The organism is Limnoraphis robusta BA-68 BA1, from assembly GCF_034932365.1.
In the GTDB taxonomy this organism is placed as follows: domain Bacteria; phylum Cyanobacteriota; class Cyanobacteriia; order Cyanobacteriales; family Microcoleaceae; genus Capilliphycus; species Capilliphycus robustus.
On record NZ_JAYGHR010000011.1, the window covers coordinates 1 to 22,340 of the forward strand.

Below are 22,340 nucleotides of genomic sequence, written 5' to 3' on the forward strand. Positions count from 1 at the left end.
CTCTCCCCCAACCCCTCTCCTACGAGGAGAGGGGAGTATTTTTTTTTATTATTAAATGTCTAAAACTATTAATTACTCCTCCTTCCCTTGCAGGGAAGGGGGTTGGGGGGTTAGGTCATCAAATTTCGGGTCGAGAATGAAACGGCCCTGCCCTTAAAAAGGGGGGTTGGGGGGTGGGGGGTGGGGAGGCAAGGAATGTGTTGAAAGTCCCCCTTTTGAAGGGGGATTTAGGGGGATCAATCACCGGGTTGAAAGTCCGGTTTTCCACTCTCCCTGAAACACAAACGGCGCCCAATAGAAAGGTGCATTGTAGTTATCAGATTGAATCATTTCTAACTGAACTTCTCGCATCGCTGTAGCGGGATTTGAACCCGCTTCCAATATTTTTCGATAATAATTTTGCATAAATTCCGAGGTTGAATTATCCGCAACCGCCCACAAACTCACCACAACCCGTTCCGCACCCGCATACATAAAACCCCTCGTTAAACTCACCAATCCTTCACCCCGAATATCCTGACCAATTCCGGTTTGACACGCACTTAATACCACTAATTCAGCCGAAAGGGTTAAGTTAAAAATATCACTCAATTGTAAAAATCCCGCTTTTTCTGTTCCTTGTTCATCATATAAAGAAAACACCAATCCTGATAATTCCGGTTGGCTTTCATTTAAGAGTCCGTGTGTGGCAAAATGAACGATTTGATATTGAGATAAATTAGAGTCAGTTGCAGTGTTACGGTTAGCATTAAAATCCAACGCCAATCGTTTTAAACCATCAGGAACTAACGCTAAAATGGCTTCTGCTTCTTGGCGAGTGTGTTGTAAACGACCAAAAGATTTACCCAGAAAATCCTCTAGAGATTGTCTTAATACGATTGTATTAACATCATTAGTTTCAGTTTTGGGTTGAGAAGCAATTTGAAAACGAGGGTCATTTTCTTCAAAAACGGGGTCAGCAATAACCACAACTTTTTTCGGGGCGGGTGTTCGTCCTTGAACTTGTTCTCGGAGAATTGCTAAACTGGAAGCGGAAGGTAATGTGATAATTTCATGTTGAACAATTAACGGTTTGTAACCCCTATTTTGACTTACTTTGATCCCCCCTTCCCCCCTTAAAAAGGGGGGTGAGAAAGGGGTTGGGAGTGAGGTCGAATTACCCCCCTCAGTCCCCCCTGAAAGGAGGGAAGAATTACGATTTTGACCCCCCTCAATCCCCCCTGAAAGGAGGGAAGAATTATCCCTTTTCTGACTCCCCTCGCCTTCTAGTGAAGTAAGTTTAGCCCCCCTAGCCCCCCAAGTTTGGGGGGAATTAATCTTTTCCAAGTCTCCCATTTTTACAAGTCCCCCATCTATGAAAGCCCCCATTATTGGGGGTTTGGGGGCGGAGGGATTTAGGGGGCGAGAAACGGGGCTTGAAATCGGTAACGCCGCAAAGGGAACAGTTTGTAAAATACCATCCCCAACGATAACTAACCGTTTATTTCCTAACTGATTAATAACGGGAGATAATAACATTTCACTCAACTTTTCACCCGAAGGCGGAACCACAGCCAGAGATTGAATTTCTTCTAAAAAAGATGTTGCTAACGCTTCAATATCTGAACGTTTGGGGAGTTGATAACTTTTCACTTCCGTTGTACTGACGAACCATAAAAAACTGCGTTCAGTTCCCAACGAATAAACCAACAACACCGTCTCATCGTCGAGAACTTGTTGCTGAATTTCCGAGGCGGTTAACGGTTCGGGATATTGTAAGTTGGCATATTGGGGACTGTTGCGTTTGATTTCAACTTCTAGGTTTCGGAGTTCGCCGCGAACCGCTTCAATTTCCTGCTTCAATTCCTCAAAATCTCTTTCCCCCGGATTGAGTTGTCGAGTTTGGTCTAAGGCATTGAGTCGTTGCAGCAACCTCTTTTCTTCCGCCAACAATTGCGGGTCAACCCCTTTTTTAATATCCGCCCCCGACTCCGCTAAAATATCTAATAAACTTCTCGCCCGACCCCGTTCGCTGGCATTTAAAGCTTTAGCATCATAACCTTGATTGGGGTTTTGTTGGTGCAACTCCATCAACAAATCAATATAAAATTGATAATAACTAAAAACACTGGCAAAGTAAGAGGTTCGCAGGTCTTGACTAATAATTTTGGTGCGGAGTTCTTCAATAATATTAATTGCTAATTCCATATCGGTTAAAGCTTCGGTGAGGTTGCCTTGACTGCGTTTTAGGAAGGCAAAATTAGAGAGAGTGGTCGCTTCCTGTGCTTTATCTCCCACCTGTCGCGATAGGGGAAGGGATTGGTTGAGGTAATCGAGGGCGGTTTGTTTGTCTCCCAAATCTGAGTAGACCATGCCAATATTGTTGAGAGTGGTGGCTTCCTGTGCTTTATCCCCCACCTGTCGCTTTAAAAGAAGGGATTGGTTGTAGAAATCAAGTGCTTGTTGTTTGTCTCCTAAAGCATAGTAGATGCTGCCAATATTGTTGAGGGTGGTGGCTTCCTGTGCTTTATCCCCCACCTGTCGCGATAGGGGAAGGGATTGGTTGTAGTAATCGAGTGCGGTTTGTTGGTCTCCCAAAGCATCGTAGACAACGCCAATATTGTTGAGGGTGATGGCTTCCCCCGCTTTGTTACCCACTTGTTGCCATAAAGGAAGGGATTGGTTGTAGAAATCGAGGGCGGTTTGAAAGTCTCCCAAAGCATTGTAGACATTGCCAATACTGGCGAGGGTGGCCGCTTCCCCCGCCTTATTCCCCACCTGTCGCATTAAAGGAAGGGATTGGTTGTAGAAATCAAGTGCTTGTTGTTTGTCTCCTAAAGCATTGTAGACAAGGCCAATATTGTTGAGAGTGGTGGCTTCCCCGGCCTTATCCCCCACCTGTCGGAATAGGGGAAGAGATTGGTTGTAGAAATCGAGGGCGGTTTGAAAGTCTCCCAAATCTGAGTAGACACGACCAATATTATTGAGAGTAGCCGCTTCCCCGGCCTTATCCCCCACCTGTCGGAATAGGGGAAGGGATTGGTTGTAGTATGAGAGCGCTTGCTGCTTGTCTCCCAAATCTGAGTAGACAAAGCCAATATTGTTGAGAGTGGTGGCTTCCCCGGCCTTATCCCCCACCTGTCGCCTTAAAGGAAGGGATTGGTTGTAGAATTCGAGCGCCTGCTGTTTGTCTCCCAAATCTGAGTAGACAGCGCCAATACCAGTGAGAGTCCTCGCTTCCCCCGCCTTATCCCCCACCTGTCGCGATAAAGGAAGGGATTGGTTGTAGAAATCGAGCGCCTGCTGTTTGTCTCCCAAATCTGAGTAGACCAGGCCAATATTGTTGAGGGTGGTGGCTTCCCCGGCCTTATCCCCCACCTGTCGGAATAGGGGAAGGGATTGGTTAAGGTAATCAAGGGCAGTTTGTTTATCTCCCAAATCTGAGTAGACAAAGCCAATATTGTTGAGAGTGGTTGCTTCCCCCGCTTTATTCCCCACCTGTCGCTCTAAGGCAAGGGATTGGTTGTAGTATTCGAGGGCGGTTTGTTTGTCTCCCAAATCTGAGTAGACACGACCAATATTGTTGAGGATGGTCGCTTCCTGTGCTTTATCCCCCACCTGTCGCGATAAGGGAAGGGACTGATTGTAGTATTCGAGAGCTTGTTGTTTGTCTCCTAAATCTGAGTAGATTCTACCTAGTAAAGACAAACTCAAAGCTTGTCTTTCCAGGTTCCCGGCTTCTTGATAAAGTTTTAGCGCCTTTTCCGAAACTGCAATTGCCTGTTTTAGAGATTCTGCTGTCCTTTGCTGAAAGAGTTCAAGTCCCTGCTTTAATAATCTTTCTGCTTCTGCATTGGGGTCTGTAGAGTTATTTTTTCCGAGATCTCTAATAAGAGCAAGAACTATAACTTCCCTATTTTTATCCCCCAGTTGTCGCCATAGGGAAAGAGATTGATTGTAATAATCGAGCGCTTTTTGTTTGTCTCCCAAATCAGAGTAGAGTTTGCCAATATTAGTGAGAGTGTTTGCTTCCCCCGCCTTATCACCCACCTGTCGCCTTAAAGGAAGGGATTGGTTGTAGAATGAGAGCGCTTGCTGTTTGTCTCCTAAATCTGAGTAGACACGGCCAATATTGTTGAGAGTTATGGCTTCCCCCGCCTTATCCCCAACCTGTCGCGATAAAGGAAGGGATTGGTTGTAGAAGTCGAGGGCAGTTTGCTTGTCTCCCAAATCTGAGTAGACACGGCCAAGATTGTTGAGGGTGGCCGCTTCCCCCGCCTTATCCCCAACCTGTCGCGATAAAGGAAGGGATTGGTTGTAGAATGAGAGCGCTTGCTGTTTGTCTCCTAAATCTGAGTAGAGTTTGCCAATATTGTTGAGAGTTATGGCTTGTCGTTGCAAGTTTCCGGCTTGCTGATAAAGTTGTAGTGCCTTTTCCCAAACTATAATTGCCTGTTTTTTAGATTCTGCTGTCCCTTGCTGAAATAGTTCAAGTCCCTGATTAAATAACCTTTCCGCTTCTGCATTGGGGTCTGTTTGGGCGATAACTTCTCCCCGATGAAGGGTTGGGGGTAGGGTTAACAAAGGGAAACCCAAGTTCAACAGAAAAATGCTGTTAACGCTGAGAATAGATAGCCACTGTTGGGGTAGACGCATGGATGGGATTTCCTCACCGCAAGAACCACTCATCACAATATATGTCTGATGTTCGGGAGCTTATGCAAATGGGGGCAGAGGGCTGTTTGATTTGACTCCACTTGTTAGCCCCCTAAATCCCCGCCCCCTAAATCCCCCAATTCTGGGGGTAGCTGGGGGACTTTGAAAATTATTTTCCCCCCAAAGTTGGGGGGCGAGGGGGGCTATCCCAAAGTTGGGGGCTGGGGGGCTTGAACAACCCTGTCAGACTCAAATCGGCTTTGTCGGGAGATAATGATAGAAGAACAAGAAAAGGAAATCTTGAAGCCATGTCAGACAAAACATTAGATATTACTCAATTATCCGATCACCTGTTAGATTTATTATCAGATATTCAGAATCAGATCGAAGTGATATTAACCCGTGATGGTGTTCCCTTGGCGAAAGTTGTACCTTTGTCTACTAAACCTCCAATAATTCCTCAACCGGGATTACATCCAGGTTCAATGATAATGAGCGATGATTTTGATGAACCGTTACCCGATTCATTTTGGGGCTTATGAAAATTTTATTAGATACCCATGCTTTTATTTGGTGGAATAGTGAACCGACTCAGTTCTCACCAGAGAGTTTAGCAGTGTTGTTACAACCCGATACAGTGCGAGTGGTCAGCGTTGTGAGCCTATGGGAAATTCAAATAAAAAGTCAGTTAGGAAAATTAACCCTAAGCCAACCGTTAGAAGAAATCTACAAAAGTCAGACTCAAAATGGCATCTCTTTTCTACCTGTCAATCCGTCCCACGTTTTTCAGTTAAATTCATTACCATTACATCATAAAGATCCATTTGATCGATTGTTGATTGCTCAGGCAATTACAGAAGAATTAACTATCCTAACAAGAGATGAAATGTTTAAGCTATATAGTGTACCACTGTTATCCGTTTAATAGGCAGTGTCTCGGTAAACGCATCATTCGGATTTCCTTACCGCAAGAACCACTCATAACACAGTATGTCTGATGTTCGGGAGGTTATGCAAATGGAGTTTGATTGAGGCAAATTTTACCCATTCCCAAAAATTCCCAAAGCCACCCAAAGCGACCTAGCAGTAATTTGTTCTGGGGTGTTCATGCGTAACCGTTCTACTGTAGCGCGACCAATCGGAGTTCTGCCCTGAATTTGATAACTTTCTCGATTAAAAACAAAATGTTCCTCCCAAGTATCAAGACGGGGGTTAAATAAGCGAACTTGCTCTTGAGTTTCGGTATCAATTCCATCGATAAAATCCGACTTCCGAAGATTACAAATTCGACAAGCCAATGCTAAATTTTGTAGTTCATTTACTCCTCCTTTGGCAATAGGAATAATATGCTCAACTTCAAAAGCCAGATTAAAAATGACTTCTGGCGCACAACAATATTCACACTGATGTCTAGCCCGGGCAGCAACAAATAGATAGTTGGGGTTCATCAAGTTTAAAGTTAATTAAAACTAAATATTCTCTTGAGATGAGGATTGCTGATGTTTAATTGTCTCTAAGAGCTTCTTTGCTCGTTCGTTGGCGGCTGCTAACTCGGCTTCCGCTAGAGTTTCTAATTCGTTCTGTTCTTCATTTGATAAGTCTTTTTGATGGTCTTTACTTTCGTGATATTTATTCATTAATTGTTGTAATTTCTGATGTTGTGGCTGAGGAAAAAAGCGATCCGGTAAAAATCTCTGAACGATGATTAGCGTATTTGTTTCGAGTGCTGAGAGTTGTTGTTCTAACTCATCCAAGGCTTGACCTGGAGAACGACCGAGAGCTTGTTTTTCTCCACAAATCGCCCGATAAGTTATTGGCTGATTCGGTTCTGATTCTTGAATAATTTCAATTGTGTTCATCATTGAAAATAATAAAGGAGTGATTGACAAAGGACGTTAAATTTCAAAATTGATTACTGTTTCTCAATATATTGGTATGCTCTGGCTTTGATTAATCTCATCAAATGTTCCAATTGCAAAAACTGATTTAATTCTGATTTTTCTTCTGTTGATAAGCCTGTCGTTTTCTCTCGTTCGATTAAATCTCTGACCCTTTCTTTGATGGGTTCAGAAGCTTGAAAAGAGACAATTTGCTGGGGTGTTGCTCCCGATGCGATAAAATCTATCAGTTCTTCAGAGGCTTGAGGAATTGTGATCGGCTGACTCATCGTTAAATCTGATGATATTAATAGCTTAATAATATAACACTTGATCGTTACTCTTAAACCATAAAGAATTGTTTAGGCGATACGTCTGACGACACGCTACGCGATCGCAGAAGGGTTGACTCTTTTAACCCGAGATGAGATATTTAAGCTATTAATATAATTTTAATTGTAAATTGGGGATGACGATCAAAAGTCACTGAATGATAATAGAACTGATTTAGGTTTGCTACATCAGTATCAGAACCCATCAAGTCTTTTGGAGCAATTTATGGTTTTCGATTTATCTCGCAGTGAGCAACAAGGCCAATATCGCTACAACCCAGACAGTTTGAAGACGGGCGGGCCGGCACGCATTTTTCCCCATGCAGGAGAGGATGGCATCCTGCGTTATATTTTAACCGAACTACGGCTTAATTTGACCAATAAGGGGCAGGTTTCCCAGCCTTTTAGCATGATTTTGGAACAGTTAGAAAAAAGCTTGGCAGCACTTGAAGAAGGTTGGTCTACATTAACGACTTTTCTAGCAGATGTAGAGTTTTTACACGAGGGATTGTTGAATTTTAATCTACCACCTAACGAACAGTTTAATAGTGATTTTATTAAACTCCGTAAGGAAATGGCAGAAGCGTTGAGGGCTGCTATTAACGCCGCAGAAGAAGTTCAGCGAGAGAATCGCTCATCTCAACTTTCTATCACAGAACAAGCCAAACGTCAAAGAGATAAATTCTACGAAGCACTGGAGAAAAAAGGACGTTCCCGCCCCCAAGTTAGCCTGATTCACGAACGAGAAGGGGGGTTAAGCGATCGCGAATTTACCCGTCAGCGCTTGGCCGGGCCGAACCCAATGATCTTGCGCCGCCTGCAACAACCCGAGAAAACAGTCCTAGAAAGTTGGGCATCATCCCCATCCTATCAATTGGTGAACGGCGAATCACTGGATTTGATCAATGCTGCCACAGCCAATCGCCTGTTTATTGCTGATTATCCCCTTTTAGACCAACTGACGGCAGCCGATTTGCAAGTCGATCGGTTTGTTCCCAGTCCCAAAGCCTTATTTTACAACACCGGGCGGAAACTCGAGCCAATTTTGATTCAATTGGAACCGGGCGGCATCTTTACCCCCGCAACTTCCGCAGATGCCGATGAATGGATGCGGGCAAAACTCTATTTTCAGGTGGCAGATATTACCCACCACGAACTGATCGATCACCTCTGTTACACTCACTTGGCGATGGAAGCCTTTACCATTGCCACCTCCCGACAACTGCCTTCCCATCACCCCTTCTATCGTCTGATCAAGCCCCACTTTCAGTTTTTATTGGCGATCAATACTCGCAGCAATGCCGTCCTTTTGGACGACGCCGCACTGGTGGATAACCTGATGGCGCCGACGAGAGAAGTATCCTTAGATCTGATCAACCAAGCCTATCGTCAGCGGCCCTTCTCAGATTATGCCCTCCCCAATGATATTAAAAACCGAGGGGTGAGTTCCGAGTTTTTGGCCGAGTTTCCCTATCGCGACGATGCCCTACTGTTGTGGAATGCGATCGCCAAATACGTCAGCGCTTACTTACAGCGATACTACCGCGATGACCAAGCCGTTAGTCAAGACCCTTACCTACAAGCGTGGGCGGCGGAGTTGGGCGCCCCGTTAAACACTCGCTCTTTGGCGGAATTTCCTCAAAAACCCGCCTGGTTGCCCTCGCAAGTGTCGGGGATGGTGGGTCTGGAAATAGAATCCTTGCCAGACTTTCCCCGTGTTCCCGGCTTTTCTGCCCAAATTACCACACTGCAACAGTTGATCGACATCGCCACCCAAATTATCTTTACCAGTGGCCCCCAACACGCCGCAGTGAACTTCAATCAGTTCGACTACGCCGGCTATGTACCCAATTTTCCCCTGGCTGCCCACGCCCGACCCGACGTTATTACCTCTACGGAGGAGATGTTGCCCTCTGTCGAAAAAGACTTGCAGCAGATGAAGATTACTTTTGCCCTCAGTGGGATATTTTTTGGAGAACTAGGCCGTTCTGATTTAATGGGATTTGTCGAAGACGGCGATCGCAAAATTCTTGCCAATTTCCAGGCTGAATTGTTGGAAATAGAGAAACAAATTAAAACTCGAAATCAGCAGCGTCTTTCCGACGATGGGGTAGACTATCGCTACCTGCTTCCTTCCCAAATTCCCAATAGTATCAACATTTAGCGATCGCGTATATTAACCGAAAAATTTGAGTTTTTGACACTCCCCGCCATTCGCTGACGTTCGGTGTCAAAAACTCTACAACCTGACCAGATTTACCCGATTTCACTGGGGAAAACGTTCTTCACCGTTGGGTTCTTGGGGAGAAACTTGATTGAGTTCGCGCCGTCGCTCGGATATCGTTTTATAGACTAAATTTCGAGCGCGATTCACTCCCCCTAAAGGTTGATGTGCCTCCAAACTGTGCCAGGGATTGTAGGAAAGATGTTCGCAGAATTCCATCTGTTCATCGGAGTCAAAAGTCTGAGGGGAAATTTTAATCGTAGCCACTTTAATAAAAGGGGAATCCCACTCAACAGTCGGATCTTCTATGGGCATTTTCACCGGATCGGTTTGCAACTGCACCAAAAAATCAAAACAAGCTTCCTGGGTTTTCAAATATTCAACCATCGCTTCTCGAAGGTAGTTTTCAGACTCAGGAATCGTTAGATTTTCGGGAGCGGGAGAAGTGGGTTTGGCAGAATATTTCATCGCCTGCGAACCCAACTTGTAGGGCGTTGTACTCCAATACTGAACGAGGAGCGGATTAACTATTTTATTACTTTGAATCCCTCGGATAATTCTAAATTCTGACAAACGCCATTTAAAAGGATTCAGACTCGGAAAGAAAAACTTCAACGGTGCTTTCCCCGGAGATTGTTTAAGCACATTAAAGAAATCCACATAGTCGGGGATATTGCGAATAAAAAACACCGGATGATTGATCATCAAAAAGTCCTGGGTGTGCTTTTCGTCATCCAACAACTTTTTCCCTTCCACGCCCATCAATTTAATCGTCATTCCCCTACCATCGCCTTTGGTATCGGGCTGTTGAGCATTCCCCGAACCGTTGGAAAAACGAATCCAAGCCGGGAAAGTCGCGGGTTCTTTAAAAACACCAACCCTGAGATTTTCAGGTAGGTTAGCCTCAACAATAAATTCCGCTTTCACACAACCGTGATGCTTGGCGTGTTGTCCTCGCCGAACGGGTTCTTGATCGGTTTGAAGACCTGCTTCTATAATAGCAGTCATGTTTGCGATCGCTTCTGCTTCACCTGGGGCGGGATATTCTTTGCCAATTTCTAAGGTTTTTGCTGGACTTGACATTGATTCCTCCGAATTGATTTAAGTATAGGGGGGTTATTGTTACTATCATTGCCACGACAGCAACCGCCTCCTATTTATCTTTTACGGTTCGATAACAGCGTTCCAGTTAAAAACTCCCTAAATTCACGGCGATCGCATCACAGCAGATTTATTTTATTTTATCCCCATTTTGCCAACAGTTCACCCAATAAACTTAAAAATTCCCTAAATTCCCCGTCTGGGCGCAAGGCCTTGCGCCCCTACTTTGTGGCTTAAAAAGATAGAATGAATTGGATTAGGATGATGTATATTTGTAGCCCAAAACCTGATTGTGAAAGTTAAAGGAATTATTCGATAATCATTTGGGGAACATACTCCTGTGAACATCTCTTAATGCCCTACCTACTATCCTACTTACGCTTCTACTCATGTTTATAACCATGCTCGTCAAAGTATGAACTATTGAATCATAAGAATATTTGATTTGATTATCGTCTAATATTTTTTCTAGGTGACAAATCATTTGTCTAAAATCAATCTCAGATTAAAATTAAAATTCCATTTTATCAAAACAAAAATAGGGGCAAAAAGCCCCCATCTTGTCAATGAATGTAACTCGATAACTTATCGATCCACTGAACCCATAATGATATCGATACTTCCCAAAATTGCAACGATATCCGCAACTTTTGTACCCTTCACAATGTCGGGGAAAATTTGTAAATTGCAGAAGTCAGCCGCCCGAATTTTGAACCGCCAGGGGAAGATATTGTCATCGCCAACAATATAAATTCCCAGTTCACCTTTCCCGCTTTCAATGCGAACATAATGTTCACCGGAAGGAATCTTGAATGTTGGGGCAATTTTCTTCCCAATAAACTGATAGTCAAAAGCATTCCATTCAGATTTCGGCCCTCCCATCATCCGTTGTGCTTCGAGGTTCTCGTAGGGGCCGCCAGGGAGTCCATCAAGGGCTTGATAGAGGATTTTAACCGATTCGCGCATTTCCCGAATTCGCACGAAATAACGGGCTAAACAATCGCCTGCGGTTTCCCAATGAACATCCCAATCGAAATCATCGTAACATTCATAATGGTCAACTTTTCGTAAGTCCCATTTCACACCCGAAGCGCGTAACATCGGGCCAGATAAACCCCAGTTAATGGCTTGTTCACGGGTAATGGTGCCTAACCCTTCAATTCGACGCAGGAAAATGGGATTATTGCTAATGAGACGTTCGTACTCATCAACTTTCGGTAGAAAATAATCGCAAAAATCCCGACATTTATCGACCCAACCGTAAGGTAAGTCAGCCGCTACACCGCCAATGCGGAAATAGTTGTTATTGACAAGACGATAACCTGTTGCCGCTTCCCAGAGGTCATAAATCATTTCCCGTTCCCGGAAAATATAGAAAAAGGGAGTTTGGGCGCCAACATCTGCGAGGAATGGGCCAAGCCATAACAGGTGGTTGGCGATGCGGTTCAACTCCAGCATAATCACCCGAATATAGCTGGCGCGTTTGGGAACTTCAATATTAGCGAGTTTTTCTGGTGCATTCACCACAACCGCTTCGTTGAACATTCCCGCAGCATAGTCCCAACGGCTAACGTAGGGAACATACATGATGTTGGTGCGGCTTTCGGCGATTTTTTCCATTCCGCGATGGAGATAGCCGATAACGGGTTCACAGTCTACGACATCTTCTCCGTCTAGGGTAACAATTAACCGCAATACCCCGTGCATAGAGGGGTGGTGTGGCCCCATGTTCAGAACCATCGGTTCGGTGCGGGTTTCTATTCGACTCATCGGTGTTTGCCTCTCAACCTCTATGTTTTATGCTGGTAGTTGTAGAAATAGGCGATACAACAAATGTATAGCGTTCCCTTGTCATTATAGGGAGTTTAGACCGTTTACAGTGAACGTAGGGGCGGGTTCGACAAAGATATGTGTTTTCCCACAGACAACTCATATAAACCCGCCCCTTGTATGTTGTAACAAGAAAGATAGGGCGGGTTGATATCGGTTATTAGTTTGTGACAGATATCTAGGCCTCACCCGCCCCAACTCCCAACTCCCAACTCCCAACTCCCAATTTCCTATGCCTGAATTGAATTTGAGTGAATTATCGACTAATTTTGTTCATGTTCCCGTATTGAGTCGAGAATTGATCACGGGGTTATCTGTGGTTGCGGGGGGACATTATCTGGATGCGACGGTGGGTGGTGGCGGTCATAGTTTGTTGATTTTACAAGCGGCGGCGGATGTGCATTTAACAGCCCTTGATCAAGATGAAGTGGCGATCGCAGCAACTCAAGCTAGATTAGCAGAAATTGAACCCAGTTTTGTCGAGCGAGTGCAGTTTTGGCGGGGAAATTTTGCGGAGTATCAACCGAAAGGTATGGAGTTTGATGGCATTATTGCAGATTTAGGCGTCAATTCCTACCAACTCGATACCCCAACTCGCGGGTTTAGCTTTCGTCATAGCGCCCCGTTAGATATGCGAATGAATCAACAACAATCGTTGAGTGCTGCTGATATTATTAATACTTACGATGAGGTTGAGTTAGCCGATATCTTTTTTGATTATGGCGAAGAACGATTGTCCCGTCGGATTGCCAGAAAGATTGTCCAACAGCGTCCGTTTGAGACAACCACTCAACTGGCGGATGTGATTGCCTCTTGTTACCCACCCAAGTCCCGTTATGGTCGCATTCATCCGGCGACTCGTGTATTTCAAGCCCTCAGAATTGCGGTTAACCAAGAACTAACAGCCCTGGAAACCTTTCTCAGCAAAGCACCGCAATGGTTAAAATTGGGGGGTAGAATTGGAGTGATTAGTTTTCACAGTTTAGAAGATCGCAGAGTCAAACAGAGTTTTAAAAGTGATTCGGGTTTGCAGGTGTTAACCAAAAAGCCCATTCAACCGCTAGCTGATGAAATCGCTGATAATCCTCGCGCTCGATCTGCTAAACTCAGACTGGCTGAACGAATAACGATCTGATGACTCACCAGTAGATTGAAATATTATTGATAAACACGGGAAACAGTCCGGTAGAGTGGTAGCCCATTGAATTTATTCAGGGGCGGAAACTTGCCACGAGCGACTAAAGGTCGCCTAAATACTACCAGTTATCAAACTGAATTCAGGAGTCAGGAGCAGTAACTTAGTTGACAATTTATGGTACAACACGGTACTATCTGTAAGATAACAGAATACATCTATGCAACGAGCCTTCAAGACCCAACTCAAACTTAATAACCGTCAAAAGACCTTAATGGCTAAACACGCGGGATATTCTAGATGGGTCTGGAATTGGGCCTTAGCGATGTGGAACGAGGCTTATAAAGAAGGACTAAAACCTTCAACAAACAAGCTTAAAAAATTATACACCAATCACATTAAACCTCAATACTCCTGGCAGTCAACGCTAAGTTCTAGAGTTTATCAATTTGCTTTTATGCACTTGGGAGAAGCATTTAGCCGATTTTTTCAAGGCATTGCCAAACATCCTAAGTTCAAGAAAAAAGGCAGAAATGATAGCTTTACTCTCGATAATTGCGGTAAGGTAATGAAGTTTTCGGGGAAGAGATTGAAGCTTCCTTTTATTGGATGGGTATTCACTTATGAACCCCTCCCGGAAATTCAGACTAAACGAGTCACAATTAGTCGAGTCGCTGATTCTTGGTATCTGTCTGTAGCCTACGAATTTGAACCAGAACAGACTGTTAAATCAAGAGTTTATCTGGGTGTTGATGTTGGGGTTAAGGCATTGGCGACCTGTTCAGATGGTACTGTTTTTGCCAATCCCAGAGCTTACAAAAAAGCACAGAAAAATCTGGCCAAACTTCAGCGCGAACTCTCGAGAAAACAGAAGGGTTCCAATAACAGGAATAAAGCCAAACTTAAATTAGCGAAAGCTTATCAGCGAGTCACAAACATCCGAAAAGATGCAATTCATAAACTTACCTCATGGCTATGCAAAAATCACGCAGTCATCGGGTTAGAAGACTTGAATGTTTCTCGGATGTTAAAGAATCATAAGTTAGCGGGTGCTATTGCTGATTCTGCTCTTTATGAAATTCGCCGCCAAGTTGAGTATAAGTCCGAGTGGTACGGCTCAGTTGTAGTTTTTGCTGATAGATTTTACCCGTCAACTAAGACCTGTTCAAGTTGCGGTCACGTTCAACAAATAGCACTGAAAGAACGAGTTTTTAACTGTAATAATTGCGGTGTAAGCGTTGACCGCGATTTGAATGCCAGCCTGAATTTAGAAGGTTATGCCGAGGGCTTCTCGGTAAAAAGCCTGTCTGACCGGGTGCTGCCGACAGTCCGGGGTGATGCAGCGCAAAGTCCGATCTCGGCGGTTTCCGTCGAGAAGGAACTTTGCAAGACAGGAACGAAACATTAATACGGTTTATACCGCGTTATATCAGTTTTCGATAGCAGTAGAAACCTAATCCATTCACCTGGGAGTAACCAATCGCATGAGTCGGGGAGAGCAGTCCAAGCTAAAACTAATGGTAGTTGATGACGAACCAGATAACTTGGATTTGTTGTACCGGACGTTTCGGCGTGAGTTCAGAGTATATAAAGCAGATAGCGCCCGAGGCGCTCTTTCCATTCTGGAAAAAGAAGGAGAGATGGCGATTATTATCTCAGATCAGCGAATGCCTGAAATGTACGGTACTGAGTTTTTAAGTCAGACGGTTGATCGTTTTCCAGATACGATCCGCATTCTGCTAACGGGGTATACTGATGTCGAAGATTTGGTCGAAGCGATAAACTCCGGTCAAGTCTTCAAATATATTACCAAGCCTTGGAGTCCAGAAGCGCTCAAATCAGTGGTTCAGCAAGCCTCAGAAACTTACAACTTTTCAAAACAGCGTACCCTGTCGTTGCGTCGTGCTTTACGTCGAGAGTCTCTTTACAATGATGTAATGAGCGCTCTACGGGAATCGTTAGATTACTCAAGTATGCTGCAAACGATAGCACAAACTATTGGAGAAACGTTTGAGGCGAAAGGCTGTCACATCCGAGCGGTCGAAGATGGACATCTGTCGCCGGAAGTGTTTTATTATACACCAACCCAGGGGGAGTCGCCCGAGTGGTTGTCTGATAGTGAATCGTTAATGCTGGCGGTTTTAGAAACTCGTGAAACGAAAATTCTACAAACTCTTGACCAGAATAATCTGATTCAAATTATTATTCCTCTAAGCTATCAATTTAATCTTCTAGCTGTGTTGGCTCTCTATCAAGAAAGTGATGCTAATACTTGGTCTGATAATGATATTCAACTCTTAGAAGCGGTCAGTGAACAAGCCGCTTTGGCTTTGTCTCAGGCTCGACTTTATCAGCGTACCGTTCAACTAGCTGAACAGATGCGCTCGGAGTTAGAAGTCGCTCGTCAAATTCAAACGAATTTACTGCGACAAAGCTGGCCGGATTTACAAACCGTCAAGGTGCAAGCTTGTTGCTATCCCGCGCGAGAAGTTGGAGGTGATTTTTTTGAGGTTTATGTTCATTCTCAGGGTGATGTTTGGGTGGCTGTAGGAGATGTTTCGGGTAAAGGCGTTCCGGCGGCTTTGTTTATGGCGAGTGCGATGTCAGTCATTCGTCGAGAACTTTCTCAAGATGCTTCCCCTGACCCCGAACAAGTGATGCACAATCTTAATAGGATTTTGGCTGATGATCTGATTGGCAATAATTACTTTATTACAATGGTGCTGGCTCGTTATACTCCGACGACCGGAGAGTTAATTTATGCCAATGCCGGACATATTTATCCTCTTGTTTGGTCTCAAAAAATGCTGATGGAACAGGCGGTTGATCCTGACTCCTCTATTACGGTAGAACCCTTATTTCTCAAAGCGCGAGGTATTCCTCTGGGGATTCTTCCGGCTTGGCGAGGGAAGATTGGGAATTTGATGCTGTCTCCTGGAGATATTTTTCTGCTTACCAGCGACGGGATTACAGAAGTGATGGTCGCTCAACCCAGTACAAATGAGGGACAAACTCATCGCACGATGCTTCATCAAGAGGGATTATGGAAGCTTTTGATGCAGCAAACTGAGCCGTTAAACTTGGAAAATTTACTGGCCTCTGTCCGAGAGCATAGTTCCGTTCAGGAAGATGACCAAACAATACTTGCGCTGGAGGTCTTGTTGACAGATGAAAACTGAGCTTCATGTGCCGAGCGACATTCGATTTTTAACGGTTGTCGAAAATTGGCTGTTGAGTAGTTTGGAGGTGGAATTGGGTCATCACATTGATTGGCCCCGTCAATCCAATCGCTTTCGTTTGGTACTGGCTGAAGCCTACTCAAACGTGATTCGTCATGCTCACAAAGACCAGCCCCATCTACCGATTATCATCCGCCTCGAATTGCAGGAGCGAGATATTGCTCTGGAAGTTTGGGATTGTGGAAGTGGTTATGAAGTAGATGAATATACCCCTCCCAACCCGGAAGATCGGCAAGAAAGCGGCTATGGCTGGCTGATTATGAATCGATTGATGGATAGAGTTGACTACTGTTTACAGATTAATGGTCATAACTGTCTGCGTCTAGAAGCCAGTCTGGGAGAAAAAGTCAATGAGTCTGAACAACTCCAAGCTTGAAGATTTACCCGGTTTTTCGGATGAAGCTTAAACCGTTATGCTGTCATATTCTTAACAAAACTTAACTGAAATCTACACAATTTTAATTTTTGTAAATTTTAGTTGCAATATTTTCGAGGGGTAAGTCAATAATATCTGAAATCAGTTTTGATGATATCTCAAGGACAGGAGACGCTCAGTGAATCAGCTTTTTCCACTTGCCCCCCGCTATCGCTTAGATGACGAAACTCCTTGGTTAAAGGGAATTGATCCGTCTCGCCATTATTGGATTAATATCAATGGAGATCAACAACTCACCGTTATTATACCGGGATTAATGGTATCTTCTGCCAGTGAGTTTAAACAAGCCATTCTGTATTGGCGATCGCTGCAACCGGGAGATCAGATGACGATTGAGCGAGCCGCCGGAAGCTGTATTCTCTATTGTATTAGTGAAAACTGCTACGCCATTGAAGATCAAAATGCACCGATCAAAGTTTGGCATTTATTTGATCAAGAAACCATTGAAAGCTTATTGATGACGAGCCATCCCGACTGGAAATGTTCGGCGAAAGATCTAGAACTCGGACGAGAATTACTCACTCGTTCTCTACAACTTCCCAGTAAAGCTTAGATTTAAACGGCTTTCAATCCGAATTTTCAGATGGGTTTTGAGAGGGGTTCTTGAAATTCAACAACTCCTGCAAAGAAGCCAACAGTTTAACCGTCACAACGGCAATTTCCCCATTGGGATTTAAAATAAATTGCCAAGCGACATTCACCCAAAATAAAGGCGTTTTCACTTTCCCAAACACTTGCACTTGTTGTTGACCATTCTCTAAGGTTTGGCTGACTCCCTCTTGGGGTTTAAGCTGCATTCCTTGAGCTTCTGCTGTTAGGTAGATGGCGATCGCTTCTTTTCCGTGCAGGGAATCTTCAAAGGGTGCTTCTAAGATGCCATCTTCTGCAAATAAAGCCGCAGTTGCTTGAAAATTGCCAGCGTTGAGGGTTTCAAAATATTGGAGAACTTGGGGTTCTGTAATTCCTTCGATTTGCAGTAGACTATCTGAATTTGATAAGGTTCTTGTCGGCATAACGTTCAATTCAAAACAGCAAATAAAACAAGAGAACAGCGATCATTTATGTATTTAGATCGCTGCTCTAGATCAATTATAGATTAACTAGGCGAGGGGATCGATTCCCATCCCTGAAACGACATTCCGCAGTACCGTAATTTGTTGACTGAATTCTAACTGCTCAATGGCAGCTAAAACTTGACTTGAAGCGCGAGAAACGGGATAACCTGCGGGTACTCCAATCACAGAGCCTTCTTTCATCCATTCTGCTAACTGATACCAAAACGCCAGTTTAGTGTTAGCGCCAAGAACACCGTAGGCGCGACTGACTGGGGTGTTAACAGAAGCCGCAATGTCACGCATTGCTTTGAGTTGATCTTGGGGAGGCATCTGCTTGATATCATTGAGCAGACCTTCTGCAAATTGGAGACGAGCTGCACCGGGAGCCGCAGGGGTAACAGTCCGACCCATTTTGGTATAGAGGAACCAAAGCACTCCAAGCTGCTGATCGACATTGAGAGCTTTAAAGCTGGCAGTTACACGAGCAACAGCGTTTTGATCGCTGGAAACGAATACTTGGCTAAAACTTGTAGTTGAGGACTGCTTTATAAAACTGATATAACGCGGTACAAACCGTGTTAACGTTTACTTCCTGCATCACCCCGGACTGTCGGCAGCACCCGGTCAGACAGGCATTTCACCAAGAAGCCCTCGGCATAACCTTCTAAATTCAGGCTGGCATTCAAATCACGGTCAATGCTTACACCGCAATTATTACAGTTAAAAACTCGTTCTTTCAGTGCTATTTCTTGAACGTGACCGCAATTTGAACAGGTTTTAGTTGACGGATAGAATCTATCAGCAAACACTACTCTTGAACCGTACCACTCGGACTTATACTCGACTTGGCGGCGAATTTCATAAAAAGCAGAATCAGCAATAGCACCCGCTAACTTATGATTTTTCATCATCCCAGAAACATTCAAATCCTCTAACCCGATGACTGCGTGGTTTTTGCATAGCCATGAGGTGAGTTTGTGAATTGTATCTTTGCGAATGTTGACAATTCTTTGATGTGCTTTTGCCAGTTTCAGTCTAGCTTTATTCCTGTTATTTGAACCCTTCTGTTTTCTCGAGAGTTCGCGTTGAAGTTTTGCCAGATTTTTCTGTGCTTTTTTGTAAGCTCTGGGATTGGCAAAAACAGTACCATCTGAACAGGTCGCTAATACCTTAACCCCTACATCAACACCCAGGTATTCTCTTGATTTTACAGTCGGTTCTGGCTCAAACTCATAGCCTACAGAGATATACCAAGAATCGGCAACCCGACTAATTGTAACTCGTTTAGTCTGGATTTCGGTTAGGGGTTCGTAAGTGTTAACCCATCCAATAAAAGGAAGTTTTAACCTCCTTCCTGAAAACTTCATTACCTTACCGCAATTATCTAAAGTAAAGCTATCATTTCTGCCTTTTTTCTTGAACTTAGGATGTTTGGCAACGCCTTGAAAAAAGCGACTGAAAGCTTCCCCTAAGTGCATAAAGGCAAATTGATAAACTCTAGAACTTAGCGTTGACTGCCAGGGATAGTTTGGCTTAATGTGATTGGTGTAGAACTTTTTTAGCTTATTCGCAGAAGGTTTTAGTCCTTCTTTATAAGCCTCATTCCACATCGCCAAAGCCCAATTCCAGACCCACCTAGAATATCCCGCGTGTTTAGCCATTAAGGTCTTTTGACGGTTATTAAGTTTGAGTTGGGTCTTGAAGGCTCGTTGCATAGATGTATTCTGTTATCTTACAGATAGTACCGTGTTGTACCATAAATTGTCAACTAGGTTACTGCTCCTGAAAATCACCCAGTTTGACTGAAGGTGCAAGCTGAGACTAAAATCAATTTAGGACTCAATGTCAATTGTGATACTTCTCACTCGTTAACCTGATCGAAATCACCAAATTAACTCATTTAAAATCACAACTTTTATTGATATATCTCACTTGCGATAAAGATCAAAATCAATTCCTCTTAACCCCCCTATCACTGAAACTATAGGAAATCTCGACTATAGATAAGGTGGGGAGAGGAACAACTTTTATGCAAAAATGTACAACTTGTCCGAAAACACAATGTCCTTTTAGATCTTCGGAGGTTAAAATATCGGGATTTTCACTCTTTATAGTCGGGTGTAAAATTAGCTATCGAGGAGAACAAATCTTTGATTTGAGTTGGCTACTTGCAGGTAAACCCATTATGCGCTTGCGAGAATCTCAAGTCAAAAAAGCACTGATTAAACTCAAAAACAATCAAATTGCTAGTTAATAAAAATCCCTGAATACCCAGAAAAAATCTGGAAAAATCCGTTTTAAAATACTCGATTTAGTAATTTTTTATCCAGTTCTCTAATGTAATCTCGACCATATCTTCCATTTTCTAAACCCTCAAATAAATGAGAGGGTAAATCTTGAGTGACTTCCTCACTACAGGAAGCCACCCCCATGGCGATCGCCTGAGTTCCATTTATAGCGCTACGCGCTAGGCAAAAGGCAACAGGCAAGAGGCAAAAGTGCCAGCAGAAAATATTTTCAGCATTTACCAATGTCCTAACCGTTATGCGTAGTGCTATAAAATAAAACAGTAGGGTAAACATCATTACAAAAAGTAAAAATGGTACAAACACCCGCCTGTTTGCCAGAGATTGAAATCTCTGTCTAATAGATGAAGTCCTGTTAACAGGACTTGGGGTTTTAGTCAGGGAATAAATTCCCTGAGTTTTGGGGACTTGGGGTTTTAGTTCCCCAGCCAGTTTGCCTGTTTGCCAGAGATTGAAATCTCTGTCTAATAGATGAAGTCCTGTTAACAGGACTTGGGGTTTTAGTCAGGGAATAAATTCCCTGAGTTTTGAGGACTTAGAATTTTAGACGGGGAATTTATTCCCTGATTAACTAACTCTGACTCAAGAGCAATTACATCCAACCTAACTGGGCTTTTGCTGTATTCACAGCGATTTTAATATTACTAGAACCAAATGACATCTTATACCGTTTAGCGGCATTTTTGGGATTTGGATCAATTGTAATCACATTATCCGCCCAAAGACTGCTACTGCGTGACCAATCCAGTTGAGCGAGTTGAGAAATTTTCTGTTCATCAAATGAAGGCTCATTTTCATTATAGCATAAATGGAGCAATCGAGCTAAAATTTCTAACCCAACAGCCACCCCTAAAATCGATTTTTCCTTGAAATCATTAATTTCATCAACCGTTAAATCTTTGGGGCTTTTACTGGCAATATATTGAGTTTGAGGGCATTCAGAAAAGAACTGATTAAACGCATCAGCCAAAGCCTGAGACGCTTCATCAACATCATAATCTTCTAACTTTGCGTCTGGATCATTTTCAAACGCACAACTGACCGCAGTCGCAATATATTTATTGGTATAAATCAACTTTTTCTTGGAATTAGGAGTGCGGTTAATCTTTTCGGTTTTTCCTCTAAACATTGACACTTTTTCAACCAATTGTTTCATAATGCCAACTAGACCTGTAAACTCTCCGAAGGACAATAACAAAGATTCAGCAAGTTCTTTGGTTTGTGCCATATCTCTAAAATCTTTCTGACACTGGTTTAAATTTCCTTCTAAAACCAATGTAATTGGAAAGAAATTTTTCCCGATTAATTTAATTTGTTTGTTTCGGTATAACTCATCAATGGCTTTCCAGCGATGCTGTCCGTCGGTAATATCAAGCGGTGTATCACGGGGAATGGCAACAAAACACATCCCTAAACCCAATTCAATCACTTGTATTTGTTCAGGATCAATATTAGCCGTTAACGTTCCTAAAATCCAAGGCTTATCTTGTTCGGCATGATGCACAATATAATCTTTGATTTCTTCGGCATGACCTTTCACAACCGGACGATTTTTTCCAGAATCAGGGTCATTATCTTCAGAGGGTTTTGCTTCTAATAGCGTAGGAATATCTCTAGCCGGAACATTGATTTGAATCATTTGCCGTTTTCCCTGTGGGAAAGTCAAACCCAGATAGCAGCAATATTCCTGACTATATTTTGAAAAAAGGGGGGCAAGTATAGCATCAATGCGGGGGTTTTGTTCGGGAAAATTATCACTAAGATCGTTCATGTTGGGTGAGGTCATGCTGTCGGTGATCAATAAAAATTTGTGAGGTCTATCTTTATATTGTAGGCGTTAAAATCCTCAGATGACTACTCCTAACAAACTGTATCAAACACCGTATATTATTGTCGGAGTTAATATCAAAAAAAGTTGTAATGTTAATATCTTTTGACCTCTCCCCCAACCCCTCTCCACCTCTCCCTAACCCTCTCCTACGAGGAGAGGGAAATGGTGTCCCTAATGGGACTATTATTTAATGGCGAGGGGAGGCACGATTTTCTTCCCTCCTTTTAGGGGGGACTGAGGGGGGTAAATTTGACCTCTCCCCCAACCCCTCTCCTACGAGGCGAGGGGAGGCACGATTTTCTTCCCTCCTTTTAGGGGGGACTGAGGGGGGTTGGTGGG

20 protein-coding genes are annotated in these 22,340 nt (G+C 43.5%); 9 read left to right on the top strand and 11 right to left on the bottom strand.

Features of this window, described 5'->3' with window-relative positions:
* Positions 1 to 240: 240 nt before the first annotated feature.
* Positions 241 to 4,668, bottom strand: coding sequence for a CHAT domain-containing protein (locus VB836_RS07215; RefSeq protein ID WP_323218692.1), 4,428 nt, complete (start codon positions 4,666 to 4,668; stop codon positions 241 to 243).
* Between the two features lie 275 nt (positions 4,669 to 4,943).
* Here VB836_RS07215 and VB836_RS07220 point away from each other — a divergent pair, with 275 nt between their 5' ends.
* Both VB836_RS07220 and VB836_RS07225 read left to right on the top strand, forming a co-directional pair.
* Complete coding sequence (locus VB836_RS07220; RefSeq protein ID WP_323218693.1) at positions 4,944 to 5,177, top strand: type II toxin-antitoxin system Phd/YefM family antitoxin; 234 nt, start codon at positions 4,944 to 4,946, stop codon at positions 5,175 to 5,177.
* Complete coding sequence (locus tag VB836_RS07225) at positions 5,174 to 5,560, top strand: type II toxin-antitoxin system VapC family toxin (protein ID WP_323218694.1); 387 nt, start codon at positions 5,174 to 5,176, stop codon at positions 5,558 to 5,560. The genes VB836_RS07220 and VB836_RS07225 overlap by 4 nt, the downstream gene beginning before the upstream one ends.
* Positions 5,561 to 5,675: 115 nt before the next feature.
* Here VB836_RS07225 and VB836_RS07230 read toward each other — a convergent pair whose 3' ends face one another.
* Genes VB836_RS07230 through VB836_RS07240 form a run of 3 tightly spaced genes read right to left on the bottom strand, consistent with a single transcriptional unit; the run spans position 5,676 to position 6,802 of the window.
* Positions 5,676 to 6,083, bottom strand: coding sequence for an HNH endonuclease (locus VB836_RS07230; RefSeq protein WP_323218696.1), 408 nt, complete (start codon positions 6,081 to 6,083; stop codon positions 5,676 to 5,678).
* Between the two features lie 21 nt (positions 6,084 to 6,104).
* Positions 6,105 to 6,497, bottom strand: a complete 393-nt coding sequence (locus VB836_RS07235; RefSeq protein WP_323218697.1) for a hypothetical protein — start codon at positions 6,495 to 6,497, stop codon at positions 6,105 to 6,107.
* 50 nt (positions 6,498 to 6,547) lie between these two features.
* A complete protein-coding gene (locus VB836_RS07240) occupies positions 6,548 to 6,802 on the bottom strand; it encodes a hypothetical protein (protein WP_323218698.1) in 255 nt (84 codons plus the stop codon).
* Between the two features lie 268 nt (positions 6,803 to 7,070).
* Between VB836_RS07240 and VB836_RS07245 the strand changes: the two genes are divergently transcribed.
* Complete coding sequence (locus VB836_RS07245) at positions 7,071 to 9,008, top strand: lipoxygenase family protein (RefSeq protein WP_323218700.1); 1,938 nt, start codon at positions 7,071 to 7,073, stop codon at positions 9,006 to 9,008.
* Positions 9,009 to 9,110: 102 nt separating this feature from the next.
* Here the strand turns inward: VB836_RS07245 and VB836_RS07250 are convergent, their stop codons facing one another.
* Positions 9,111 to 10,151, bottom strand: a complete 1,041-nt coding sequence (locus tag VB836_RS07250) for a catalase family protein (protein WP_323218701.1) — start codon at positions 10,149 to 10,151, stop codon at positions 9,111 to 9,113.
* 603 nt (positions 10,152 to 10,754) lie between these two features.
* Positions 10,755 to 11,939 carry an NAD(P)H-quinone oxidoreductase subunit H gene (locus tag VB836_RS07255; protein ID WP_323218702.1) on the bottom strand — a complete coding sequence of 395 codons (1,185 nt, stop codon included), beginning with the start codon at positions 11,937 to 11,939 and terminating at the stop codon, positions 10,755 to 10,757.
* A gap of 292 nt (positions 11,940 to 12,231) precedes the next feature.
* Here VB836_RS07255 and rsmH point away from each other — a divergent pair, with 292 nt between their 5' ends.
* From rsmH to VB836_RS07280, 5 genes are all read left to right on the top strand, one after another.
* Complete coding sequence (rsmH, locus tag VB836_RS07260) at positions 12,232 to 13,134, top strand: 16S rRNA (cytosine(1402)-N(4))-methyltransferase RsmH (protein WP_323218703.1); 903 nt, start codon at positions 12,232 to 12,234, stop codon at positions 13,132 to 13,134.
* Between the two features lie 220 nt (positions 13,135 to 13,354).
* A complete protein-coding gene (locus VB836_RS07265; protein WP_323218704.1) occupies positions 13,355 to 14,542 on the top strand; it encodes an RNA-guided endonuclease InsQ/TnpB family protein in 1,188 nt (395 codons plus the stop codon).
* A gap of 76 nt (positions 14,543 to 14,618) precedes the next feature.
* Entirely contained in the window at positions 14,619 to 16,313 is a 1,695-nt protein-coding gene (locus VB836_RS07270) for a SpoIIE family protein phosphatase (protein WP_323218705.1), read from the top strand.
* Positions 16,303 to 16,749, top strand: coding sequence for an ATP-binding protein (locus VB836_RS07275; RefSeq protein ID WP_323218706.1), 447 nt, complete (start codon positions 16,303 to 16,305; stop codon positions 16,747 to 16,749). The genes VB836_RS07270 and VB836_RS07275 overlap by 11 nt, the downstream gene beginning before the upstream one ends.
* Positions 16,750 to 16,927: 178 nt before the next feature.
* Entirely contained in the window at positions 16,928 to 17,362 is a 435-nt protein-coding gene (locus VB836_RS07280) for a hypothetical protein (protein ID WP_046282047.1), read from the top strand.
* 13 nt (positions 17,363 to 17,375) lie between these two features.
* Here VB836_RS07280 and VB836_RS07285 read toward each other — a convergent pair whose 3' ends face one another.
* The 3 genes from VB836_RS07285 to VB836_RS07295 all read right to left on the bottom strand — a co-directional run bounded on the left by VB836_RS07285 (position 17,376) and on the right by VB836_RS07295 (position 19,579).
* The gene (locus VB836_RS07285) at positions 17,376 to 17,822 is read right to left on the bottom strand and encodes a nuclear transport factor 2 family protein (protein ID WP_046282048.1); all 447 of its coding nucleotides are present in this window, start codon (positions 17,820 to 17,822) and stop codon (positions 17,376 to 17,378) included.
* 87 nt (positions 17,823 to 17,909) lie between these two features.
* Positions 17,910 to 18,422 carry an orange carotenoid protein N-terminal domain-containing protein gene (locus tag VB836_RS07290; protein ID WP_323218754.1) on the bottom strand — a complete coding sequence of 171 codons (513 nt, stop codon included), beginning with the start codon at positions 18,420 to 18,422 and terminating at the stop codon, positions 17,910 to 17,912.
* A gap of 20 nt (positions 18,423 to 18,442) precedes the next feature.
* A complete protein-coding gene (locus tag VB836_RS07295) occupies positions 18,443 to 19,579 on the bottom strand; it encodes an RNA-guided endonuclease InsQ/TnpB family protein (RefSeq protein ID WP_323218707.1) in 1,137 nt (378 codons plus the stop codon).
* Between the two features lie 314 nt (positions 19,580 to 19,893).
* Between VB836_RS07295 and VB836_RS07300 the strand changes: the two genes are divergently transcribed.
* Positions 19,894 to 20,118, top strand: a complete 225-nt coding sequence (locus tag VB836_RS07300; RefSeq protein ID WP_323218708.1) for a hypothetical protein — start codon at positions 19,894 to 19,896, stop codon at positions 20,116 to 20,118.
* 43 nt (positions 20,119 to 20,161) lie between these two features.
* On the opposite strand, the gene VB836_RS07305 is transcribed toward VB836_RS07300, so the two are convergent.
* Positions 20,162 to 20,353, bottom strand: coding sequence for a hypothetical protein (locus tag VB836_RS07305; RefSeq protein WP_323218710.1), 192 nt, complete (start codon positions 20,351 to 20,353; stop codon positions 20,162 to 20,164).
* Positions 20,354 to 20,762: 409 nt separating this feature from the next.
* Complete coding sequence (locus tag VB836_RS07310) at positions 20,763 to 21,941, bottom strand: DNA sulfur modification protein DndB (protein ID WP_323218711.1); 1,179 nt, start codon at positions 21,939 to 21,941, stop codon at positions 20,763 to 20,765.
* Positions 21,942 to 22,340: the final 399 nt, after the last annotated feature.

What these genes read in the sequence shown, in the direction of transcription:
- VB836_RS07215 (WP_323218692.1), bottom strand. Translation starts at nt 4,668, where the DNA reads ATGAGTGGTTCTTGCGGTGAGGAAATCCCATCCATGCGTCTACCCCAA.
- VB836_RS07220 (WP_323218693.1), top strand. Translation starts at nt 4,944, where the DNA reads ATGTCAGACAAAACATTAGATATTACTCAATTATCCGATCACCTGTTA.
- VB836_RS07225 (WP_323218694.1), top strand. Translation starts at nt 5,174, where the DNA reads ATGAAAATTTTATTAGATACCCATGCTTTTATTTGGTGGAATAGTGAA.
- VB836_RS07230 (WP_323218696.1), bottom strand. Translation starts at nt 6,083, where the DNA reads ATGAACCCCAACTATCTATTTGTTGCTGCCCGGGCTAGACATCAGTGT.
- VB836_RS07235 (WP_323218697.1), bottom strand. Translation starts at nt 6,497, where the DNA reads ATGATGAACACAATTGAAATTATTCAAGAATCAGAACCGAATCAGCCA.
- VB836_RS07240 (WP_323218698.1), bottom strand. Translation starts at nt 6,802, where the DNA reads ATGAGTCAGCCGATCACAATTCCTCAAGCCTCTGAAGAACTGATAGAT.
- VB836_RS07245 (WP_323218700.1), top strand. Translation starts at nt 7,071, where the DNA reads ATGGTTTTCGATTTATCTCGCAGTGAGCAACAAGGCCAATATCGCTAC.
- VB836_RS07250 (WP_323218701.1), bottom strand. Translation starts at nt 10,151, where the DNA reads ATGTCAAGTCCAGCAAAAACCTTAGAAATTGGCAAAGAATATCCCGCC.
- VB836_RS07255 (WP_323218702.1), bottom strand. Translation starts at nt 11,939, where the DNA reads ATGAGTCGAATAGAAACCCGCACCGAACCGATGGTTCTGAACATGGGG.
- rsmH (WP_323218703.1), top strand. Translation starts at nt 12,232, where the DNA reads ATGCCTGAATTGAATTTGAGTGAATTATCGACTAATTTTGTTCATGTT.
- VB836_RS07265 (WP_323218704.1), top strand. Translation starts at nt 13,355, where the DNA reads ATGCAACGAGCCTTCAAGACCCAACTCAAACTTAATAACCGTCAAAAG.
- VB836_RS07270 (WP_323218705.1), top strand. Translation starts at nt 14,619, where the DNA reads ATGAGTCGGGGAGAGCAGTCCAAGCTAAAACTAATGGTAGTTGATGAC.
- VB836_RS07275 (WP_323218706.1), top strand. Translation starts at nt 16,303, where the DNA reads ATGAAAACTGAGCTTCATGTGCCGAGCGACATTCGATTTTTAACGGTT.
- VB836_RS07285 (WP_046282048.1), bottom strand. Translation starts at nt 17,822, where the DNA reads ATGCCGACAAGAACCTTATCAAATTCAGATAGTCTACTGCAAATCGAA.
- VB836_RS07295 (WP_323218707.1), bottom strand. Translation starts at nt 19,579, where the DNA reads ATGCAACGAGCCTTCAAGACCCAACTCAAACTTAATAACCGTCAAAAG.
- VB836_RS07300 (WP_323218708.1), top strand. Translation starts at nt 19,894, where the DNA reads ATGCAAAAATGTACAACTTGTCCGAAAACACAATGTCCTTTTAGATCT.
- VB836_RS07310 (WP_323218711.1), bottom strand. Translation starts at nt 21,941, where the DNA reads ATGAACGATCTTAGTGATAATTTTCCCGAACAAAACCCCCGCATTGAT.